The 19,703-nt window shown below is 65.4% G+C and carries 20 protein-coding genes, 2 tRNA genes and 1 pseudogene; 9 read left to right on the forward strand and 14 right to left on the reverse strand.

Annotated features, from left to right (window positions below; genetic code table 11):
- Positions 1-105 precede the first annotated feature (105 nt).
- Positions 106-181, forward strand: a tRNA-Thr gene (locus tag ACFOD9_RS06780).
- An 82-nt stretch (positions 182-263) separates the two neighbouring features.
- Here the strand turns inward: ACFOD9_RS06780 and ACFOD9_RS06785 are convergent.
- Positions 264-488: a hypothetical protein gene (locus tag ACFOD9_RS06785; protein ID WP_379509331.1), complete on the reverse strand. Its 225-nt coding sequence runs from the start codon at positions 486-488 to the stop codon at positions 264-266.
- 303 nt (positions 489-791) lie between these two features.
- On the opposite strand from ACFOD9_RS06785, the gene ACFOD9_RS06790 reads away from it, so the two are divergent.
- Positions 792-1,157, forward strand: a complete 366-nt coding sequence (locus ACFOD9_RS06790; RefSeq protein ID WP_379509332.1) for a hypothetical protein — start codon at positions 792-794, stop codon at positions 1,155-1,157.
- Here the strand turns inward: ACFOD9_RS06790 and ACFOD9_RS06795 are convergent.
- The 11 genes from ACFOD9_RS06795 to ACFOD9_RS06845 all read right to left on the reverse strand — a co-directional run bounded on the left by ACFOD9_RS06795 (position 1,154) and on the right by ACFOD9_RS06845 (position 12,056).
- A complete protein-coding gene (locus tag ACFOD9_RS06795; RefSeq protein ID WP_379509333.1) occupies positions 1,154-1,336 on the reverse strand; it encodes a hypothetical protein in 183 nt (60 codons plus the stop codon). The genes ACFOD9_RS06790 and ACFOD9_RS06795 overlap by 4 nt on opposite strands.
- Positions 1,329-2,516 carry a DUF3631 domain-containing protein gene (locus ACFOD9_RS06800; RefSeq protein ID WP_379509334.1) on the reverse strand — a complete coding sequence of 396 codons (1,188 nt, stop codon included), beginning with the start codon at positions 2,514-2,516 and terminating at the stop codon, positions 1,329-1,331. The genes ACFOD9_RS06795 and ACFOD9_RS06800 overlap by 8 nt, the downstream gene beginning before the upstream one ends.
- Positions 2,516-2,698: a helix-turn-helix domain-containing protein gene (locus ACFOD9_RS06805; protein ID WP_379509335.1), complete on the reverse strand. Its 183-nt coding sequence runs from the start codon at positions 2,696-2,698 to the stop codon at positions 2,516-2,518. Before ACFOD9_RS06805 ends, ACFOD9_RS06800 begins: the two co-directional genes overlap by 1 nt.
- Positions 2,699-3,554: 856 nt before the next feature.
- Positions 3,555-4,193, reverse strand: a complete 639-nt coding sequence (locus tag ACFOD9_RS06810; RefSeq protein WP_379509336.1) for a hypothetical protein — start codon at positions 4,191-4,193, stop codon at positions 3,555-3,557.
- Positions 4,194-4,230: 37 nt separating this feature from the next.
- On the reverse strand, positions 4,231-5,457 hold the full coding sequence (locus ACFOD9_RS06815) for a tyrosine-type recombinase/integrase (RefSeq protein WP_379509337.1): 1,227 nt from the start codon (positions 5,455-5,457) through the stop codon (positions 4,231-4,233).
- Positions 5,458-5,669: 212 nt separating this feature from the next.
- A tRNA-Gly gene (locus ACFOD9_RS06820) sits at positions 5,670-5,743 on the reverse strand.
- Between the two features lie 415 nt (positions 5,744-6,158).
- A complete protein-coding gene (locus tag ACFOD9_RS06825) occupies positions 6,159-7,067 on the reverse strand; it encodes an NAD-dependent epimerase/dehydratase family protein (protein WP_379509338.1) in 909 nt (302 codons plus the stop codon).
- A gap of 41 nt (positions 7,068-7,108) precedes the next feature.
- Complete coding sequence (locus ACFOD9_RS06830) at positions 7,109-8,125, reverse strand: glycosyltransferase (protein WP_379509339.1); 1,017 nt, start codon at positions 8,123-8,125, stop codon at positions 7,109-7,111.
- Positions 8,122-8,643 (reverse strand): GtrA family protein, encoded by a 522-nt coding sequence (locus ACFOD9_RS06835; protein ID WP_379509340.1) that lies wholly within the window; start codon positions 8,641-8,643, stop codon positions 8,122-8,124. The genes ACFOD9_RS06830 and ACFOD9_RS06835 overlap by 4 nt, the downstream gene beginning before the upstream one ends.
- A 168-nt stretch (positions 8,644-8,811) precedes the next feature.
- Positions 8,812-10,374 carry a hypothetical protein gene (locus tag ACFOD9_RS06840; protein WP_379509341.1) on the reverse strand — a complete coding sequence of 521 codons (1,563 nt, stop codon included), beginning with the start codon at positions 10,372-10,374 and terminating at the stop codon, positions 8,812-8,814.
- Between the two features lie 146 nt (positions 10,375-10,520).
- Positions 10,521-12,056 carry a hypothetical protein gene (locus tag ACFOD9_RS06845; protein WP_379509342.1) on the reverse strand — a complete coding sequence of 512 codons (1,536 nt, stop codon included), beginning with the start codon at positions 12,054-12,056 and terminating at the stop codon, positions 10,521-10,523.
- A 214-nt stretch (positions 12,057-12,270) separates the two neighbouring features.
- Between ACFOD9_RS06845 and ACFOD9_RS06850 the strand changes: the two genes are divergently transcribed.
- The 5 genes from ACFOD9_RS06850 to ACFOD9_RS06870 all read left to right on the forward strand — a co-directional run bounded on the left by ACFOD9_RS06850 (position 12,271) and on the right by ACFOD9_RS06870 (position 15,964).
- Positions 12,271-13,053: a sulfite exporter TauE/SafE family protein gene (locus tag ACFOD9_RS06850; RefSeq protein WP_379509343.1), complete on the forward strand. Its 783-nt coding sequence runs from the start codon at positions 12,271-12,273 to the stop codon at positions 13,051-13,053.
- A 136-nt stretch (positions 13,054-13,189) separates the two neighbouring features.
- The gene (locus tag ACFOD9_RS06855) at positions 13,190-13,999 is read left to right on the forward strand and encodes a tyrosine-protein phosphatase (RefSeq protein WP_379509344.1); all 810 of its coding nucleotides are present in this window, start codon (positions 13,190-13,192) and stop codon (positions 13,997-13,999) included.
- 142 nt (positions 14,000-14,141) lie between these two features.
- Complete coding sequence (locus ACFOD9_RS06860; protein ID WP_379509345.1) at positions 14,142-15,065, forward strand: DUF2889 domain-containing protein; 924 nt, start codon at positions 14,142-14,144, stop codon at positions 15,063-15,065.
- Between the two features lie 117 nt (positions 15,066-15,182).
- Positions 15,183-15,605: a nucleoside-diphosphate kinase gene (ndk, locus tag ACFOD9_RS06865; protein WP_379509346.1), complete on the forward strand. Its 423-nt coding sequence runs from the start codon at positions 15,183-15,185 to the stop codon at positions 15,603-15,605.
- Between the two features lie 107 nt (positions 15,606-15,712).
- The gene (locus tag ACFOD9_RS06870) at positions 15,713-15,964 is read left to right on the forward strand and encodes a hypothetical protein (RefSeq protein ID WP_379509347.1); all 252 of its coding nucleotides are present in this window, start codon (positions 15,713-15,715) and stop codon (positions 15,962-15,964) included.
- Between the two features lie 28 nt (positions 15,965-15,992).
- Here the strand turns inward: ACFOD9_RS06870 and purN are convergent.
- Together purN and purM are read right to left on the reverse strand one after the other, a co-directional pair.
- Positions 15,993-16,571 (reverse strand): annotated as a pseudogene (gene purN, locus ACFOD9_RS06875) (phosphoribosylglycinamide formyltransferase); the annotation flags it as partial.
- A complete protein-coding gene (gene purM / locus ACFOD9_RS06880; protein WP_379509348.1) occupies positions 16,564-17,667 on the reverse strand; it encodes a phosphoribosylformylglycinamidine cyclo-ligase in 1,104 nt (367 codons plus the stop codon). The gene purM and the pseudogene purN, both read right to left, overlap by 8 nt.
- A gap of 74 nt (positions 17,668-17,741) precedes the next feature.
- Between purM and ACFOD9_RS06885 the strand changes: the two genes are divergently transcribed.
- Positions 17,742-19,016 carry a heavy-metal-associated domain-containing protein gene (locus ACFOD9_RS06885; RefSeq protein ID WP_379509349.1) on the forward strand — a complete coding sequence of 425 codons (1,275 nt, stop codon included), beginning with the start codon at positions 17,742-17,744 and terminating at the stop codon, positions 19,014-19,016.
- 15 nt (positions 19,017-19,031) lie between these two features.
- Positions 19,032-19,667: an ATPase gene (locus ACFOD9_RS06890; protein WP_379509350.1), complete on the forward strand. Its 636-nt coding sequence runs from the start codon at positions 19,032-19,034 to the stop codon at positions 19,665-19,667.
- The last annotated feature ends 36 nt before the right edge of the window (positions 19,668-19,703 follow it).

The following is a 19,703-nucleotide window of genomic DNA, read 5'->3' on the forward strand; positions in this document are numbered from 1 at the left end:
CACCGGCACCGGCGAACCGGGCCACGTTGCGTTTAAGGCATTGCCATGCCCGAAACGGCTGGCTAAAGCGCCGCCCTGCCCGGCAGCCAATCGGCCCACGGGTACGCCGCTTTAGCTCAGTCGGTAGAGCACATCATTCGTAATGATGGGGTCAGGTGTTCGAATCACCTAAGCGGCACCACCTTCCCAAAGCACTGCCCATCGGGACAAGGATTCGGTTTCCCGATGCGCGCAAGGGAAGCGGCACCATCCTGTGTCGATCATCAGCCGGACGAAGCACGGTTCTGCCCGGGTAAAATCCGCCAGCCCTGGGAAACGCCGCCGGCGCTGGCTAGGGTGGCAGAATATCCGTTCAATTTCATGCATTTGGAGCGGTAGCGGGAACCGCAAAATAGGACAAAAATGGCGATATTTAGCCATGTTTCCACCGGTAATTTTTGTAGATACCCCCAATCATACCCCCAAGTTCGTTGGATGGCGGCGAACATGGGCGACCAAACCCGGCGGTAAGCCCCGCGAAGGGCTACCCCTGCAAGAGCGGCAGCATTGGTCCCCGTGCCGTCTGTAATTTTCCACCCATGCCTACCCCCTTTCGCCGCATACCGGGGGGCTCGCGCGTTTACGTCCCCCTTCGCAAATTTTGTGGCCGCGTACCCGATATGGTGGTCGGCGATAACGCTGCTCAGATGTCGCTACTCGGGCGATTTTGTCGGGTTGGTTTGCCTACCTCTGGCGCGTGCCCACAGATTGAGGTAATATAATACCTCTGAATATGGTTAAAAGGTTCACCGATGCCCGCAACAGCCACGATCCCGAAGCCCAAGCGGCAGGGCAACTACAAGCCCGGCCCCGGTCGTCCGCCGGGCCGGAAGAACGACAAGACATTGGCGTTGGAAGCAGCCAGCCGCAAAGCGGCTGCTTCCATAAACGAGGGGTTCGAGGGCGATGCCCATGCCTTCCTGCAAGCGGTCTACCGCAACCCGGACGTGCCTCTGGAAATTCGGATCATGGCAGCGGGGCGGGCGCTGCGAGTTGAAAAGCCGGCCCTTGCTGCCTCGCACTCAGTGTCGGAAATCAACATCAACCTTGCGGAGCGACTGCAAACTGCGCGTTTGAGAGTTGCCGGACTGGCCAGTTCCGCCCGAACAGACAATTAGGCATCGTGCGCTCTTACAATCCTGAATCCTGCCTCCTGCAAACTGTTTAGTGCGCACTGGGCATCGAAGGTAGCAACGATATCAGGTAATTCAGACTGACGGTTTAGTCGGTCAGCCTCTTTCAGGCCTGCCGCGAGCGCAGCGAGTATTTTCATGTGATCTTCGGTTATCTTAGTCATCTTTTCCTCCATCATGCGAATTGGCGGCGATGGCCTCCACGCCTGCTTGCGTGTCGGGCGCGACACCTGCGACGGCTTTTGGGAGAGGGGCGGGGCAATATCGCGCCCATGCATCCTCAAAGCCGCGCCGGTCATAGAACCGGCCATCATGGTTTCGCCGGGATTGGATGCCGTAGGGGGCAAGCATCTTCGCAATCTGTTGCGTGTTCAGCCCGGTGCCGATGCTCATGCTCGCCCATGGCCCATCGGGTAGCTTTCGGAGCGCTGCCGCGAGTTTTTCGGGAGCGAGCGCGGCGACCTGCCCTTGTTCGAACACCAGCCGTATATCGCTCAGTAGCTGGACGCCTCGGGTTGCGTTCCCTGTTGCCTGAGGTGCGGAAATTCCGATAGCAGCAGCACGCGCCTTTTGCGGCCAGCCTTCGCCCACCAAATCAGCAATAGCGATCAGTGACCGCCAATTGTCCTGTGCGCGGTCATCCAGTTCGTCGGGAAGTTCCGGGTCCGCTTCGCGCAAGCCTTCGATGCAATCGGCAGCCCATCGCGCGCACCGGGATTTAAGGCTTACTGCCCATTCTAGCCGATCAGCGCGAAGTCGTTCCACCTTTTCATCTGTTCGCTTGCGCTTCATCTGGATCGAAATGCAACGGCTGGCGAGCGTGTCGGGTAGTTCGCCAATCCCGCAGAGAACTTTTGGGGACCAAACACGAAAAGCTTTTACCTCGTGTTCATCGCCATGACACCTGACGACATAGGCTTGGCTTCGCAGGTGGCCGTTGTTGAGCACGCCGACCAGCTCGCGGTTTTCCTTCAGGAAGGTATCGACCTCATCGACTAGCAGCGTCGGGCCGTGTGCCTCAATCACCCTGAACATCGCGGCGGCTGAGATGGAACCTGTTGCGAGCGGCTTGGGGACCAGAGTGCCAATCAGTTCAAGCAAACGGCTTTTTCCGGATGCCCGCTCTGGTGCACTGATTTGCAGCAAGGGCGCGATGGCCCACGCATCGAAGGCCCAGGCGAACAAAATCCAAAGAGCCACCGTTTCTGCGCCGTGCGGCGGCAGGATGGAATGGCGCTTGAACCTCGCGACAAGATCGTCAAGCAGTTGCGCGCCATCTACCACGGAAGGGCACGGCTCGACATTTGGAAACAGCAGGGAGGACTCTGACGACTCCTCTGCCATCACGCCTCCCCCGCGATCAGTGCCTGAAGGCTTTCCGCCGGGATGATGACTCGCCCGCCGATTCGAACCGCCTGCACGCGGCCAGCGGCAATGTGCTTGTAAAGCGTGGTACGCCCGAGGCTGGAAGCTTGGCAGGCTTCGCGGATTGAATAGCCGAGTTTGGGAACATCATGGGACTGCATTGGAGCGCCTCGTGCGTCGTGAACGAGGGCATCATCAGGGGGCGAAAAAGCGCCGTCTAATTTCGCGTCAATTAGGCGGGCCGAATTTCGCGAATTGGCTTCGGTCCCCGTTTTCGACCGGGATCAAGGTCACGAATCCGCTGCCGCGAAATTGCGTAGCCGGGATGCGCGGTGCGGCACATCGTCACGAGTTCAACTTGCGCCTTTCGTCGTTCCTCTGCCGGCAAGGCTGTCCACCAAGCTGTCAGTATGGCTTCGGGCATGCGAGGGAGCGCGGTTTGCCGCTCGGATTCGCCAGCGGCTAAGGAACGACCCTTCGCGCCAGTGACTTGGATCGCATCGCACCTGCCGGGGTTCGGGAACACGTCACGCACGCTTGCGGCAGACAGCATGACTTTAGGATCACTCCGGTCAAAGTCACCTATTGTCGTGTCATTCCAGTATCCAGCAGCAATTAGCGTCTCAATGTAGTTCGCGCCTTGGTATCGCGCCTGAATTTGGCCAGACCTCAAAGCCATAAGTAATGCATTGGCGGCTTCAATCCACGCAGAACTATCGCCAAAATGAGGGCGAATGCTGCTAGCGGCCAGACTGGGGGGCGGGATGCGGATTTACCAATCCGATCTTCGTTTCGATCCACGATCCATGTTAGGGCGTCGTCAATCGGCCAGTCAGTGCGTGAGCCCAAGGTTGGCATTTGTTTATCCGTAGCTCCATCGTTACCTACTATCAATTGGGGCTTCCATGCCGACGTTGCTTGAGTCAGGCAGCGCCAGAAAGGCCTGAGCCTCCCACATTCAGCACCGCCCATTGTTCCCGCTGAATTCACAAGGCATGTCGGACATTTGCAGCCATCTTAACGCTTAGGAAGTCGTGACGCCCGTTTGGATATAACGGTTTGCACAGCTACGTCTTTCATTGTTCCTTCAATGTTATCCATCACCGATTCCGCGTTCGATTCTGGAATTTTTTTGCTGCGAAGATAGTAAACGACTAACGGTCGAAGCGGAGCGGAAGAGGATATGCATGAAGTTACAGCAGCCTTTCCCACAGTTTCTGCCGCGTCACCCAGACGTGACCAATCGGATGATTTCGCGTCTATACATTTTCGCATTTTTGATAGAAGTAACTTCACCCTAAGATCGGATATTTTTGGATCTAATAACCATTCTTCTACATGCCTCCTGTAAGCTTCCCTCAGTGAATTGAACCATTGATCGGTTAAGTCAATTGCAGAATGTTTTTCTATACCGGATTCAACGAGCGCATTAGCGTAATAATTTCTGAGGTGACTACATGTTTCCATTGCCAAATCGACTACAGAGTCGGGAGTTGCCGATTCTTCTTGGCGGCCTAATTGAACTTTAGTTTGTTCGTCCATGCATTCGAAAGTTTGATCGGACACCTTCTTTATGGTCATTCTAAGTGTGGGCAAGTCAGAGGGTGCCGATGTGGCGGCAGCTAATTGCGCTGCAATCAGAACTGTAAAAAGCATGGTGGCGCTTTCAATATTGGGGCAAGCGGCGATTCCATCAAGCGGTCAGGGGAAATGACACAACATTCGCCCCTTTGCGTAGCCGATCAAGATAATCCGACCACCATTGAGCCATTTCAACCCGCTCATTCCAGTGCGCACCGCGATGATAGGCCGCGCGCACCTTGTCATCGTCGCCATGGGCAAGAGCGCGCTCAATAGCGTCGGGATGCCACTTGCCGCTTTCGTTCAAGAGCGTGGAAGCCATGGCCCGGAAACCGTGCGCTGTCATTTCGTCGCTGGCATAGCCCAGCCGACGCAGACCGGCATTGATGGTGTTTTCACTCATGGGCCGGGACCGGGTGCGGATCGAGGGGAACACGTAGCCGGTTGGTCCACTCGCCTTCTGCACTTCCCGAAACAATTCGACGGCTTGGCGCGAGAGCGGCACGGCATGGGCCTTGCGCATTTTCATCTTTGCCGCTGGGATTATCCAGAGCGCATCGTCCAGATCAATCTCACTCCACTCGGCATGGCGTAGTTCGCCGGGGCGGACAAAAACGTGGGGCGCGATTTGCAGTGCAAGCTTGGTAAGGCCCTGCCCCTCAAATCCATCAATAGCGCGTAGCAGTTCGCCAACTCGCTTGGCATCCGTTATCGCCCCGTAGTGCGTCACCGTGGGGGCGGTGAGAGCGCCCCGCAGATCGCGGGTAGGGTCCGAACGAAGCCGTGCAGTGGCGACGGCATACCGGAAAACCATGCTCGCCAGTTGCAGGGTGCGCCGCGCGCTTTCCAGATTGCCCTTTGCTTCAATCTTCCGCACCGCTACCAGCACATCGGCAGGCTCGATTTCCGCAATCGCCAGCTTCCCGATACTGGGGTTCAGGAGAGACAGCAGATATTCACTGCGCGAGGCCGTGGCAGGCGACCACCCCTTTTCACCGTCGCGCTTCCGCTTGGCGCTATACTCATTGGCGATGGCGGTGAAAGTATCTGCCGCCTGTATGCGTGACCGCACCTTGTCGCGCTGCTTTTCGCGCGAAGGGTCTTTGCCTTGGGCGATCAATGCCCGCGCTTCCTCGCGCCGCTTGCGGGCATCGCTCAGGCCCATTTCTGGATAGGCCCCAATAGCCAGCAACTTTTCCCGCCCGTCGATGCGATACTTGAGACGCCAGAGCTTTCCGCCTGCCGGGGTCACTAGCAGGAACATACCCGCCCCGTCCGCCATCTTGATCGCCTTTTCACCGGGCTTCGCGTTGCGGATTGCAATGTCTGTTAGCGCCACGTTTCAGCCAGCCTCTCCGGGGATTCGATCCCAACGGATACCCCCACGACTGGGGGTATCGAATTGGCCTGTTGCAGACACCCCCCAAACATACCCCCACCAGTCGGCGGCTGAATGCGAACGCGGGTGAACGCTTGCGGCCTGATAACCGCTAAATACCGTGGATTTCTGGGGCCTGTCCAGACAAATGCGAACATCGGCGGACAGGAAATTGGAGCGGGTAGCGGGAATCGAACCCGCATAGCCAGCTTGGAAGGCTGGTGCTTTACCACTAAGCTATACCCGCGTGCTGGCCGAGATTCCGGCCGGAGGGCCGCTTGCCATCTGGGGCGGGGCTACGTCAATCTCTTTGATGCAGGGGCAATCTCTTCCTATCCGAACGGGAGTGGTGCCTTGGCTGTCCGGCCTTTGATCCATGCAACCGTCGGTTGGCAGCCAGGTGAGCGGGAAAAGTCGGCGGCCCGTTTCCGGCGTGCCGCGACGGCGGTCTCGCCCAACCCGTCCGACGTGCGGTCATGCTGGGGAGCTGATCGGGCAGCTGTGCGTTCACGCCCACATTCGATGACGGCACGGGCCTTGTCTGGAGGGGCTCATGGCATCGTCCTTGCTACGATATTAGCCAAGGGCTTTGCCGTTTGAAACTAGTCATTTGCCATAGGCATTCCAGGAACTTGCAGACGATACCGGCAAGGCCAGGACATTCAGCGCCGCCCAGCGCGGGCTGCCTGGTGCTTCATACGGGCATAGGTCCGCTCAATGCCGAGGGCGAGGGGGGCGGCGTAAAAGCCACAAGGCAGCGCCGAACGCGCATAGGAGAAGTTCAGGCCATTGCTTGGGTGCGGGTCAAAGCTGCGAAGGACCGGCTTCTGGAGCAGATCCTCGATGGTCGTCAGCACCTCGTGCATGGTCGAGGGTTTGCCCGTGCCCAGCAGGTGCGTGGCAAGGCCGTCCTCATCCCGGTCGATCTCGGCTGCGATAAAGGCGCCGATGTCGTCCGACAGGACATAGTCCCGCAGCGTCGCCGGCGTTGCGGTGATTGTCGTGGGGCGCCCCGTCAGTGCATTGGCGATCAGCGCGGCAATGAGGCCGCGACGGGCGCCGGGAGCGAAGCCATAGACCGAGGCTGGCCGGTAGATCCGGACAGCCGCGATGGTGTCGGCCAGCGCGCTTGCCAATCGCTCCTGGGCGAGCTTGCCATTGCCGTAGGCCCGCAGCGGTCTGGGTTCGGTCGTCCGGCCTGTCGGAGCCATGCCTTCAAAGAGCCCGCCGCCCGAACTGACGAGATGGAAGGCGATGCGCGGCGCCTCCGGGGGCGAACCGAGCTGCCGGCAGACCAGTGCCAGTTCGGTGACCAATGCGGTTTCGGCGTCCATTTCCTCCAAGCTTGATCCGAAGCCGCTGGTCCCGGCGGCCCAGACAAGGTCGATGCGGCCGGATTCCTCGCCGCCAGGCGAGATTCGGCTCAGCGCGGACGTAACGCTGGCCAGCTCCTGCGAGCGCTTCGTGGCATTGTGCCAATCATAGGGGTGATCACCGCGCACCTGGAACCCGGCCCGGCCGAGCGCCCTGGCGATGGCCGAGCCGATCAAGCCGCCGCCAAACAGGGCCACCCGACGGGTTGCCCCGGAGGCGCCGGGCCGGGCGAGTATTTTCATGGCCCGACGGGAGGAAAGTGTTTCAGGAGAACATCATCGCCCGATCGGTCGATCACGAAGAACGCCGGCTTGCCGTGGGCGCGCAGGACCAGGGTGGAGATATATTGCAGGGCGATGCCGAGCAGGGCGATGATCGACCCGCCCAGGAAGGTGATGACCGCCATCAGCGAAGGCCAGCCGGCGACCACAATCGAATCTGGATTGATGATCTTTGCCAGTGTCAGCCCCACGCCATAGGCGAAGGACAGGACCACGATGATCGCGCCGAAAATGGTCGATGCCTGGAGGACGCGGATCTGGCTTGAAAACAGCAGCCGCCACCCGTGCGAAAGCAAGGTGTGCCAGCGATATCCGCTCTTGCCGGTGCGGATGTACCGTTCGTCACGAAGGTCCATCTCGAGCGGAACGATCCGCTGCGTGAACCAGGTGAGCAGGACGTCAAAGTAGGAATCGTGCATCGCGACGCTGGCGCAGCAGCGCGCGGTTTCGCCGCGGATGAAGCGGAAGCTGTTGGCAAAGGAGAGGTGCGCGTTGGCCGTGACGAATTGCACCAGCCATTTGGCCCCGCGCGATGACCAGTCACGAAACCGGCTGCGATGGACGCCCGATAAAGGGCTTGCATAGACGACGTCGGCTCGGGAGCGGATCGCATGGGCCAGCAGGCTGGGCAACCTGGCGGGCGGGTGCTGCAGGTCTTCGTCGAGCGTCGCCACCCAGTCCCCCGAGCTGTAGAGGATTCCCGCCACGGTGGCACCGTGCTGCCCGTAGTTGCGGGAAAGGTGCAAGGCGGTGACCCATGGGTATTCGCGGGCGAGCGCATCAATGATGGCTGGTGAATTGTCGCGCGCGTCATCGTCGACCAGGATCATTTCGACGATTCGCACCGGAAGCGCCCCATTCTCCCAGTTTGTCTTGATTTCTAAAGTGCTCTCGACGAGCCGGCGCAGGTAGTCCTCGCCGGAATAGACTGGAACAACAATGCTGATGGTTGTCAGGCGCTCGGGAACGGTCATGTGCACCGCAAATTATTGGAGAAGACAAATCGGTTGATCAGAACGTAAAAGCTCAAGGTATATGCCGGGATGCCGGTTATTTGTGCAAGGTAGGGATTGATCCCCAGTTCGATCGACAGGGCGATCGCGGCAATATTGCACAGGTAGGCCAGCAGGAATGCGGTCATGAACCGGGCGACTTGTCCCAGCCTGAAGTGGCCGGACTCGCGGAAAGTCCAGCTTCGGTTCAGCAGGAAGCTGATGCAAATGCCCACGGCATAGCCGGCCAGGTTGGCACGGTACTTGCCCACCCCTGCCGCCATGAGCGACCAGATCAGGGCAAGGCTGCACGATGTATTGACCGCGCCAACCATGCAGAACCGGAGGAATTGCCATCGGTCGGCGGCACCTGGCTGCGATTGGCCATCTCTGCCCGGCAGTTCCACCGCATTGAGGGAACGGCGCGATGCAGATTTCGCGCGTCTTGCTCGGGATTGGCCAAGGTGAGCAGCCCTGATCACCAGATCGCGAATTCTCATGCGGGTTCGACTGTTGTGGATCCGGCGGGCTTCATACGTAGTTCTCCTTTTCGATCCAGGCAATCGAATGTGAGCCGTCCGATGGTGGAGAAGCGCGCGCCGACCGTGTGCGACCATGCGATGCACGATTGCAGCCCCCGTTCGGCGCTGCTCACGGAGCAGGCCGGCCTAGGGGGTCGGATAGGGTTCGTGCCCGGTGATGGCGAAGAGCGCATATTCGCCCGAGTGGAAGGCCGGGGTGCCATTGCGGTGGAGCCAGGCGATGGTCTTCGCGTCGGGGTGGAACACGGCGAAGTCGCCGGGGGAGAGGAGGACATAGCGGGGGGCGCTTCCGGCGTCGTTCCAGGGCAGGACGCCGCGGATCTCCCGCCCTGACAGGTAGGTGAGGGGATAGCCCATCGGCGTGGTCGGGGTGGTCACCTCTGCCTGCGCGGGGAGAGCGGCGAGCGCGCGGGCCATGGCCTGCTGGTCGGCGGCGCTGGAATGGCTGGCCATCCGGCCCGAGAGGATCGCCTGCCGGTTGGCCTGGTAGACCGCCACCAGGCTGTCGCCGGTGTTGATGTAGACCAGTGAGGTCGCCGTTTGCTGGAGCACCGCGGCGATCACGAACAGGTGCAGGGCCAGGCGCGTCCAGCCTTGCGCGAGCAGGCCGGTGAGCGGCACCATCAGTCCCGCGGCCACAAACAGGAACGGCGCGAAGGGCCAGGCATAACGCACGTGGGGGATCGGTGCCTTGGCCACCCAAGCGGCGGCGCCGGCCAGGCCCAGGGCGACCAGCAGCAGGGGCAGGCGCAAGGGCTCGATCCCGCGCGGCCGGCAGGCGGCGATCGCGCCCAGCAAGGCGGCGATGAGGAATGGCGGAAAGAAGTCCGCGGCCAGGGCAATGTCGGGGATCCGCTGGCCCAGGCCCTTTTCCTTCGCAACGCCGGTCGCCCCGAGGATCGCCGCCTTGAAGCCATTCCAATCGCCGATGGAGAACAGCGCGGCATAGCCAAGCACGCCCAGGGCATAGGTGGCCAGGGCGGCGGCCGCCAGGGCCGCGGCGCGCGACAGGCCGCGCGCCCAGTCTTCGGCATCGAGCGCGGCAAAGGCCACGAACACCGGCATGGCCACCAGGCAGTTGGTTCGCGTGGCGCAGGACAGGCCGAGCAGCATTCCGGTCAGCGCCGATCCCGCCAGGCTGAGCCGCCCCCGCCGCTCCCAGTGGATCGCGGTGGCCAGCAGCACCACGGTGACCATGATCTCGGCCATGGCCAGGGCCGATTGCAGGACAAGCCCGGGCGTCGCCAGGACCAGGGCCGTGGCCATGGCCGCCTGGCCGCGCCCGGTGCCGCGGCGGCGGAGCAGGGCGAAGACCATGGCCAGCAATCCGGCCAGGAACAGCAGCGAGACCAGCCGGTGGAACAGGATCGCGCGGGTGGCGAGGCCCAGCAGGCCGTGGACCAGCAAATGGAGCCCGCCGCTGGTGATGGTCGGAAACCGGATTCCCTCGGCGCCCGGCGGGGCCAGGTGGAAGGCCTTGTAGGTCGACAGGAGAATCCAGGATTCGTCGGGTTCGATGGTGAAGCTGACGATGGCGAGCCGGCAGGTAGCCATGACCAGCGCGATCAGTGCGCCATAGACCCAGACCGCCCGGTGATCGAGCCAGCCACCAAGGCGCCGCGCGCCGCCGCCCAGCGTGACGACCAGTTCGGCGGGCGATCCTGCCCGGCCGGCCAAGACTGCGCGCAAGAGGGGCAATCGACGGGAATGGCCCATGGCAAACTCCGAATGTCAGCGTCGCGCGCTAAAGGTGGGGCAAGGCGGTGTCAAAGGATTGCAACCCGGGGATCCCGCGCGAACCGTCCGCATCGGGCCGCAAACCGCGGCAAGGTTGATCAGGGCGGCGGGAACGGCTCCGGTCCGACCACCTGGTAGAGCGCATATTCGCCCGAACGAAATACCGGGACGGCGTTGCGCGCCGCCCACTGGGCGAGGGCCGCGTCCGGGTCGAACACGGCCCGGTCGCCGGGCGTGACCACCAGCCAGGCCGGCCGGCGCGCCGGGGTCCACGGCATGAGGTCGTCGATCCGCCGGCCGGACAGGTAGGTGATCGGCAAGCCCAGCGGCTGGATCCGGGTCACCAGGCGCGCGTCGGCGGGCAGGGCGGCGACCCGGCGGGCCAGGGCTTGCTGGTCGCGGGATGCCGACCAGTCGGGGCTGCGATCGGTGACAGCGGCCTGGCGGTTGGCCTGGTAGGTAGCAACCAGGCTGTCGCCGGTACCAAGGGCGATCAGCGATGCCGCGACCTGCAGCAGGACCAGCCCGATCACGCCAAGGTGAAGCACGAGGCGCTGCCGGGGCCGGGCGAGCAGGCCGCTCCGGTCCAGCACCAGGCCCGCCGCGACGAACAACAGCGGCGCGAAGGGCCAGGCATAGCGCACCTGCGGGATCGGCGCGGCGATGACCCAGCTTGCCGCGCCGGCCAGGGCCAAAGTCACCATCAGCAACGGCAGGCGCAGCCCGGCGGCGCCGCGCGCCTGGCAGGCCAAGAGTCCGGCCAGCACGGCAATGACCAGCAGCGGCGGGAAGAAATCCGCCGCTAACCAGAAATGGCGCAGCATCTGCCACGGCGACTTTCCGGCCCCGATGCCGGTGGACTGGCTGAGATATTCGTAGAGCTTGCCCCAGTTGCCTGCCGGAAACAGCGCCGCCTGGCCCGCCACGCACAGTCCATGGGTCGCCACGGCGGCGAAGCCGAGCGCGGCGGCGCGGACCAGCCCCTCGAGCCAGTTGTCGCGGTCGATCAAGGCGAACAGGGCGAAGACCGGCACGCAGGCGAGGGCATTGGCGCGGGTCGCGCAGACCAGGCCAAGCAGCACGCCGGCAAGGACCGTGCCGGCCAGGCTCAGCCGTCCCCGGCCATCCCAGTAGATGATCGTGGCGAGCAGGAGGAGCGTGGCCATGATCTCGGCCATCGCCAGGGCGCCCTGCAAGAGCAGGCCGGGCGTGGCCAGGACCAGGGCCATGCCCAACCAGGCATCCCGGCGCTCGGTCATCTGGCGGCGCATCAGGGCCAGTACCAGGCCCAGCAGCGCGGCCAGGCAGGCCAGCGAGACAAGGCGGTGCGCGATTATGGCGCGGGTGGCCAGGCCCAGCAGGCCGTGGACCAGCAAATGAGGTCCGCCGGTGGTGAGCGTGGGCAGGTCGATCGCCCCGGCGCCGGCGACGGGCAGGCCGAACACCTGATAGGTGGAGAGCAGTATCCACGCTTCGTCCGGATCGATGGTGAAGACCGCCGCGCCCACCGCGCAGATCAGCAGGACCAGACCCGCGAGGGCGCCGTGGAGCCAGGCTCCTTGCCGGTCCAGCCACTGCCCCAGCGCGCCGGCCAGGCCAGGCTCGGCCGCGTGCACTCCTTCGCCATGATCCATCGTCCGCCCCACCCTCGTCCGCCCTGAACCGCCACTTATAGCCGCTGTCCCGTCCGGCGCGGCCCTTCATCGGCATAGGTCGGCGCGCCGCCGATGGCGAGAGGGCGCCGCACAAACGGCCGATCGCCACGCCGGACGCGCGATCAGCCTATTGCCTACTCAATCGGTAGAGATTAAGTGGCATGGATTCTGCCGACCGCCGGAGAAGCCCCCGATGTTTCCACTGCCAGAGCTTACCGCCGCCCAGCTCGAGGCGATGTTGCCCTTTGTCGGGGTGGGGTTCGTTGCCCAATTGGTCGATGGAGCGCTGGGCATGGCCTTTGGCGTAATCACCAACACCCTGCTGGTGAGCGTGGTCGGCCTCACCCCGGCGCGCGCTTCGGCCAGCGTCCACGTGGTCGAGACCTTCACCACCGCGGCCTCGGCGATCAGCCACATCTTCCACCGCAACGTGAACTGGAAACTGTTCGCGCGGCTGGCCATCCCCGGGATGATCGGCGGGGTGACCGGCGCCTACCTGCTCACCCACATCGATGGCGCCGTGGCCCGGCCCTTCGTCATGGCCTACCTGACCGGGATCGGCCTCTACCTGCTGTGGCGGGCCTGGCGGATGGAGCACGGGGGCGAGCACAAGGCGGCGCGCGTGGTCGAGCCGCTCGGGCTGGTCGGCGGGTTCCTCGATGCGGCGGGCGGCGGTGGCTGGGGGCCGGTGGTCACTTCGAACCTGCTGGTCCAGGGAACCGAGCCGCGCACCACCATCGGCACGGTCAACACCGCCGAGTTCTTCCTCACCACCACCATCTCGATCACCTTCATCGCCGCCCTGGGCTGGCAGGCCTTCACCGTGGCCGCGGTCGGCCTGATCATCGGCGGGCTGGCGGCGGCGCCCTTCGGGGCGCTGATCGCCAAGCGCATCGCGCCGCGCCGCCTGCTGACCCTGGTCGGCGTGCTGCTCACCGCGACCAGCCTGTTCAGCCTCTACAAGGCGCTGGCCTGATCGGGGCGCTGGGCTGACCGGGCCGGCCGTGCGGCCTTCGCGCGGGAAGCTCGGGTAGCACTTGAACGGCGCGCCGGCCCGGCCCATCATCGCGGCCGGATGGCGCGCCGCCGTGCACCACCGGGGAGCCTTGCGAATGACCGAATCATCTGCCGCCGCGCGGGTCATCCGCATGGAGGCGATCAACAATTTCCGCGACTATGGCGACCTGCCGACCACCGCTGGCGGCCGGCTTCGCCCCGGGCGCCTGTTCCGCTCGGCGCACCATGCCCGGGCCACCCCGGCCGATGTCGCGCGGCTGGCCGGGCTGGGCCTGGCCATGGTCACCGACCTGCGCCATCCGGACGAGCGGGCCGAGCAGCCCAATGCCTGGCGCGGCACCCTGGCGATCCACGTGATCGAGACTCCGGTCGATGCCGCCGCCGCCGGCCCACGCCGCGAGGCGCCGCACCTCGCGGCCCTGCGGACCAGCGATGGCAGCGCCGAGGCGATGACCGGGTTCTTGGCCGCCCATTACCGCCACCTGCCCTACGATCCGGCCTATGTGAGCCTCTACAGCCGCTATTTTGCCGCCCTGGCCGAGCGTGACGGGGCCATGCTGATCCACTGCGCCGCCGGCAAGGACCGCACCGGCATCCTCGCCTGGCTCACCCACCACCTGCTCGGTGTCCACCCCGACGATGCCATGGCCGATTACCTGCTGAGCAATACCGCCTCCGGCATCGCCGAGCGGCTGCCCCACTTGCGGCGGCGGCTGGAGGAAAGCTCTGGCCAGCCGATCGGGGACGATGCGATCATGGCCTTGCTTGGCGTCAGCCCCCGGTTCATGGCCAATTGCCTTGGCGCGATCGACGAGCGGTCCGGTTCGATGACAGCCTATCTCGAGCAGGTGCTCGGGATCGACGCGGCGCGGCGCGAGGCCATTCGCGGCCGGCTGGTGATCTGATCGCCTCACAGGAGTTACCCCCATTTCCACCATCGATCCCGCCGCCATTCCGCCGCATAGCGGCCCGCTTGGCCCCACGCCGCCGCGCCAGCCGTGGTCGGTCCGCCGCACCTCCACCATCGACACCCTCTGGCCCGAGGGGATGCGCGCCAGGATGCACATGGTCGGCCGCGCGCGCGACCTGCTGACCCTGGCCGATCCGGCCATCCCGGCGGTCCTGGCCGAGGGCGGGTTCGAAGCCACGGTCACGCCCGACCGGCAGATCCTTGCGCTGGAAACCGAGCCGGCGCGCCCCGGCACGGCGGCGCTGGTCGGCTCGCGCGCGGGCAGCCAGTTGCGCGGCGCCATCGCCGAGGCCTTGCCCGAGGATCTGCGCGGCGGAACCCCGCTCTATCTCCTGCTCGACGATGTGGCCGGGGCCAGCCTGGTGGCGCCCTGGGCCTGGTCGCAATGGGCCGATGATTGGCTGCACCGGATGCATTCGGCGGCCGAATCGGGCGCGATCGAGCAGCATCGCCGCAAGATGATGGGCGTCTGCGTGGGCTTCAGCCCGGAATCGCCCGTCTACCAGCCGGGGGGGCGGACCTTGCCGGACATGAACCGCACCGTGGTGCCGCTCGATGGCAATGGCGATCCCTTCGCCTGGCACGCCCTGTCTGTGCAGGACGGCCCCTCGGCGCGCCGGGCGCGGCGGATCGAGGTCAGCCTCGATGGGCCGACGATCCGGGTGGAAACCCATTTCCAGGATTCCGCGCCGATGCCCGAGGGCGGGCGCACCGCCGTCCACGAATACCTGGTGCGCGCCACGATCGACCGCGCGAGCCTGACCCTCACCAGCCTCGAGGCCGATCCACGCATCCTGCCCTTCAGCTATTGCCCGGCGGCCACGCTCAACATCGGTCGGGTGGTCGGCACCCCGGTGCGCGAGCTGCGCCAGCGGGTGCTGACTGAGTTCGCCAGGACCGAGGGCTGCACCCACCTCAACGACGTGATGCGCTCGCTGGCCGAAGTGCCCTTGCTGGCGCAGCGGCTGGAAGCGGCGCTGGGCGCGGCGGAGGCGGGCTGAGCGGGGCAAGGGGCGCAAGTCCGCGCCCCGGCGCCTTGCGGTGCAGCATTTTCCCGGCTAGGGGGCGCCCCGAAGCCATCAGGCCAACCATAAAACCCGTTTTGCAAGGAACTGACCATGGCGGTGACCCGCACGTTCTCGATCATCAAGCCCGACGCCACCCGTCGCAACCTGACCGGCACGGTCACGAAGATGCTGGAGGAAGCGGGCCTGCGCGTGGTGGCGAGCAAGCGCATCCAGATGAGCCGCGAACAGGCCGAGGGCTTCTACGCCGTCCACAAGGAACGCCCGTTCTTCGGCGAGCTGGTCTCGTTCATGATCTCCGGCCCGGTCGTCGTCCAGGTGCTGGAAGGCGAGGACGCGGTGAAGCGCAACCGTGACGTGATGGGCGCCACCAACCCGGCTGATGCCGCCGAGGGCACCATCCGCAAGACCTGCGCCGAATCGATCGAGGCCAATTCGGTCCACGGTTCCGACAGCGACGAGAACGCCGCGATCGAGATCGCCTTCTTCTTCAAGCCGGAAGAGATCGTCGGCTGATCCGGCCTTCCGGACGGAAATTCCAGGAGCCGCCGGAGCGATCCGGCGGCTCTTTTCGTTGCCTGCCCGCGCGGCAGGCACTATCCTGCGGGCAAAGGAGCAAGGCAATGCTGGGCATGGGCACCTCGGACGAATCCTGTCCGTTCGAATTCAATTTCGATCCGGCGACCTTCAAGGTCGGCGACATGGTGAGCTATCGCGTCACCGGCAGCCTCGCGGGCTTCCCCTTCGTCGGCACCCTGGTCGAAGTCCATGAGGACTATGTGATGATCTCGGGCGATCCGGCGCGCCCCGAAGAACTTTATCGCGGCACCCGCGAAAGCCGCCCGACGGTGGAGGAAACGGAAATCCCGGCCTGAGGCGGTCCGGTCAGGCGGTGTCGCCGGGCCGGGCAACCAGCGTGGCCAGGCAGCGCGCATAGAGCTGGTGCTCGGCGATCAGCACCCGGGCGGCAAGGCTTTCGGCCGTGTCGCCTGGCAGGACCGCCACCGGCGTCTGGCCGAGCAGCGGGCCATCATCCAGTTCGGCGGTGACGAGGTGGACCGTGCAGCCGCCGTGGCTGTCGCCCGCCTCCAGCGCGCGCTCATGAGTGTGCAGCCCCGGGTATTTCGGCAGGAGCGAGGGATGGATGTTGAGCATCCGGCCCTGCCAGCCCGCCACGAATTCCGGTGTGAGGATCCGCATATAGCCCGCCAGCGCCACGTATTGCGCGCCCGAGGCGCGGATCGCGGCATCCATCGCGCGGTCATGGTCGGCCCGGGCCATGCCCTTGTGTGAAAGGGCAAAGGTCGGCACCCCTTCCGCCGCGGCCAGCTTCAGGCCGCGGGCCTCGGGATCGTTGGCCGCCACCAGCACCAGTTCGAACGGGCAATCGGCCGCGCGGCTGGCATAGAGCAGCGCGGCCATGTTGGTGCCCGAGCCCGAGATCAGGACGGCAACCTTCGCGCGCGGCGCGCCGTCAGGCAAGGTGGACGGCCTCCCAGTCCTCGCGCGCGGACCAGACCTCGGTGGCGCCGAATACGGTGCAGCCCCGCTCGCCCGCCTCGATCGCGCCGATGACGTGGGCTTGCTCGCCGGCGGCGGCAAGGTCGGCCAGCAGCGCGGGCACTTCGTCGGCGGCAACCGCCAGGACCATGCCCAAGCCGCAGTTGAAGGTGCGGGCCATCTCTTCCGGCTCGATATTGCCCTGGGCCTGGAGGAAGGCCATCAGCCGGGGCTGCTCCCAGGCGCCGGCGTCGATCCGGGCATGGAGGTGCTTGGGAAGCACGCGGGGCACGTTTTCCAGCAGGCCGCCGCCGGTGATGTGGGCCAGGGCATGGATGCGCTGCTGGCGAATCAGCGGGAGCAGGCTCTTCACGTAGATCCGGGTCGGCTCGATCAGGTGATCGATCAGCAGCCGGTCGGCATCGAACAGGGCCGGGCGATCCAGCTTCCAGCCCTTGTCGGCGGCGAGGCGCCGGACCAGCGAATAGCCGTTGGAATGGACCCCCGAGGAGGCCAGGCCGATCAGCACGTCGCCCTCGGCCACCTTGTCGCCGGTCAGCTGTTCGCCGCGCTCCACCGCGCCCACGCAGAAGCCGGCCAGGTCATAGTCACCCGGCGCATACATCCCGGGCATCTCGGCGGTCTCGCCGCCGATCAGCGCGCAGCCGGCCAGCTTGCAGCCATCGGCGATCCCGGCGACAACCCGCTGGGCCACGCCGCTGTCGAGCTTGCCGGTGGCGAAATAATCGAGGAACAGCAGCGGCTCGGCGCCTTGCACGATCAGATCGTTGACGCACATGGCAACCAGGTCGATCCCGATCGCATCGTGGCGATCATGGTCGATGGCCAGTTTGACCTTGGTGCCCACGCCATCGTTGCCGGCCACCAGCAGCGGGTCCTTGTAGCCGGCCGCCTTGAGGTCGAAGAAGCCGCCGAACCCGCCCAGTTCGGCATCGGCGCCGGGCCGCGCGGTGGCGCGGGCGAGCGGCGCGATGGCCTTCACCAGGGCATTGCCGGCGGCGATGGAGACGCCGGCCTGTTCGTAGGAATAGGATTGCTTTTCGGGTTCGTTGGCCATGATGAAAGCGCGCCTACCGCTTTCGCGCTTGGATTTCCACTTTGCATTGGGCAAAAGGCCGACAGTTTCCCCCGATGGCTATCACCCTCCCTCCCATAATCGCGCCCGGCGCGGCAAACCGCGCCCGCCGGCGTGCCCCCATGCTGTGGGGCGCGGGGCTGTTGCTGGCCGGCCTCGTGGGCGCGGCGGTGGTCGCCCAGATCGAGGGGGATCGCGGAATCGCCCCGGTCGCCAGCACCTCGGACATCGAGATCGATGGAATCGCGGTCAACACCACCGGCAAGACCGGCGCCGAAGCCCGCCGCAATGGCTGGCGCGAGGCGGCGAAGCAGGCCTGGGCCAAGGCCGGCGGCCCCGCCATGCCCGATGGCCAGATCGAAGGCATGGTCTCGGCCGTGGTCGTCCAGTCCGAACAGATCGGCCCGCGCCGCTATATCGCCACGCTGGGGGTGATCTTCGATCGCACCCGTGCCGGCCAGTTCATCGGCGGGCCGAATGCCGTGGGAATGCGCTCGCAGCCGCTGCTCACCATCCCCGTGCTCTATTCCGGCGGCGTGGCCCAGGTCTACGAGAGCCGCACCCCCTGGCAGGTGGCCTGGGCGCAGTTCCGCGCCGGGGCCAGCGCGATCGACTATGTCCGCCCCAATGGCGGCGGGGGCGATTCGCTGCTGATCACCGCCGGCCAGGTCTCGCGCCGCTCGCGGGCCTGGTGGCGCACCGTGCTCGACCAGTTCGGCGCCAGCGACGTGATCATGCCGACCGCGCGGCTCGAACGGCAATGGCCGGGCGGCCCGATCAAGGGCAGCTTTACCGCCCGTTATGGCCCCGACAACCAGGTTCTGGAAAGCTTCGAGCTGACCGCCGCCGGCCCCGACAAGCTGGCCGCCATGCTCGATCAGGCGGTGCAGCGGATGGACGCGATCTATACCCGCGCGCTGGTGGCCGGCACGCTGCGGGTCAATCCCACGCTTAACGCTGATCGCCCCGCGCTCAGCGCCCAGGCCGCGGCCCTGATCGCCTCGGCCGAGCGGGTCAGCGCGGCCCAGGAGGCGGCGGCCAGCCAGTCGCCCGAGGCCACCCCCAGCATCGCGGCCGCCCCGGCGGCGGAAGTGGCGGCCACCTTCACCATCCAGTTCGCCTCGCCCGATGCCAAGGCTGTCGACGCCGCGCTGGGCGCGGTGCGCGGCATCGGCGGGGTGCGCGGCGCCGCGACCACGAGCCTTGCCATGGGCGGCATCTCGGTCATGCGCGTGACCTATGCCGGCAGCCTCGATGAACTGGCCAGGGACCTGCGCGGGCGCGGCTATGCGGTGGTGGTGGGCAGCAACGCGCTGTCGATCCGCCGCTAGCGGAAGGGCGCTGTGGTGCGGCAGCTTCCGCTCCCGCTCGCCGGGGCGAGCCCCGGGCGAATCGTGGTCGGCAAGGCCAATGCCCAGGTGATCGATGCCTTCGCCCATCCCGAGGCCTGGCCTTTTCGCACCGCCGTCCTGGGCGGGCCGCCGCGCTGCGGCAAGTCGCTGCTGGCGCGCTGGTTTGTCCAGTCCGGGCAGGGCGAGGCCATCGACGATGCCGATACGATGGACGAGACCGAGCTGTTCCACCGCTGGAACCGCGCCCAGGAAAGCGGCACGCCGCTGCTGATCGTCAGCAATGGGGGGCGACGGGAGGGCGGTCAGGAGCCAGGCGAGGGCGGCTGGCAGGTGGCCTTGCCCGATCTCGCCTCGCGGCTGGGCGGCTCGCTCCACCTCGCGGTGGGGGAACCCGACGAAGCGATGATGGCCGATCTCATCGCGCTCCACGCCGAACTGCGCGGCTTTACCCTGGGCGAAGATGCCGCCGCCTATCTTGTGCCCCGGGCCGAGCGTAGCCATGTGGGGGTGGAACGGCTGGTGGCGGCGATCGACCGGATCAGCCTCGAACGCAAGGTCGCGCCCACCCTGGCCGTGTGGCGCGAGGCGCTCGAGGAAGTCCACGGAACCAGCCAGCCCAGGCTGTTCTAGGCCGGCACACTTGCCAGCGGCGGCAGGATAGAGGAC

Origin of the sequence: Novosphingobium bradum (genome assembly GCF_042646485.1) — a bacterium.
GTDB lineage: Bacteria > Pseudomonadota > Alphaproteobacteria > Sphingomonadales > Sphingomonadaceae > Novosphingobium > Novosphingobium bradum.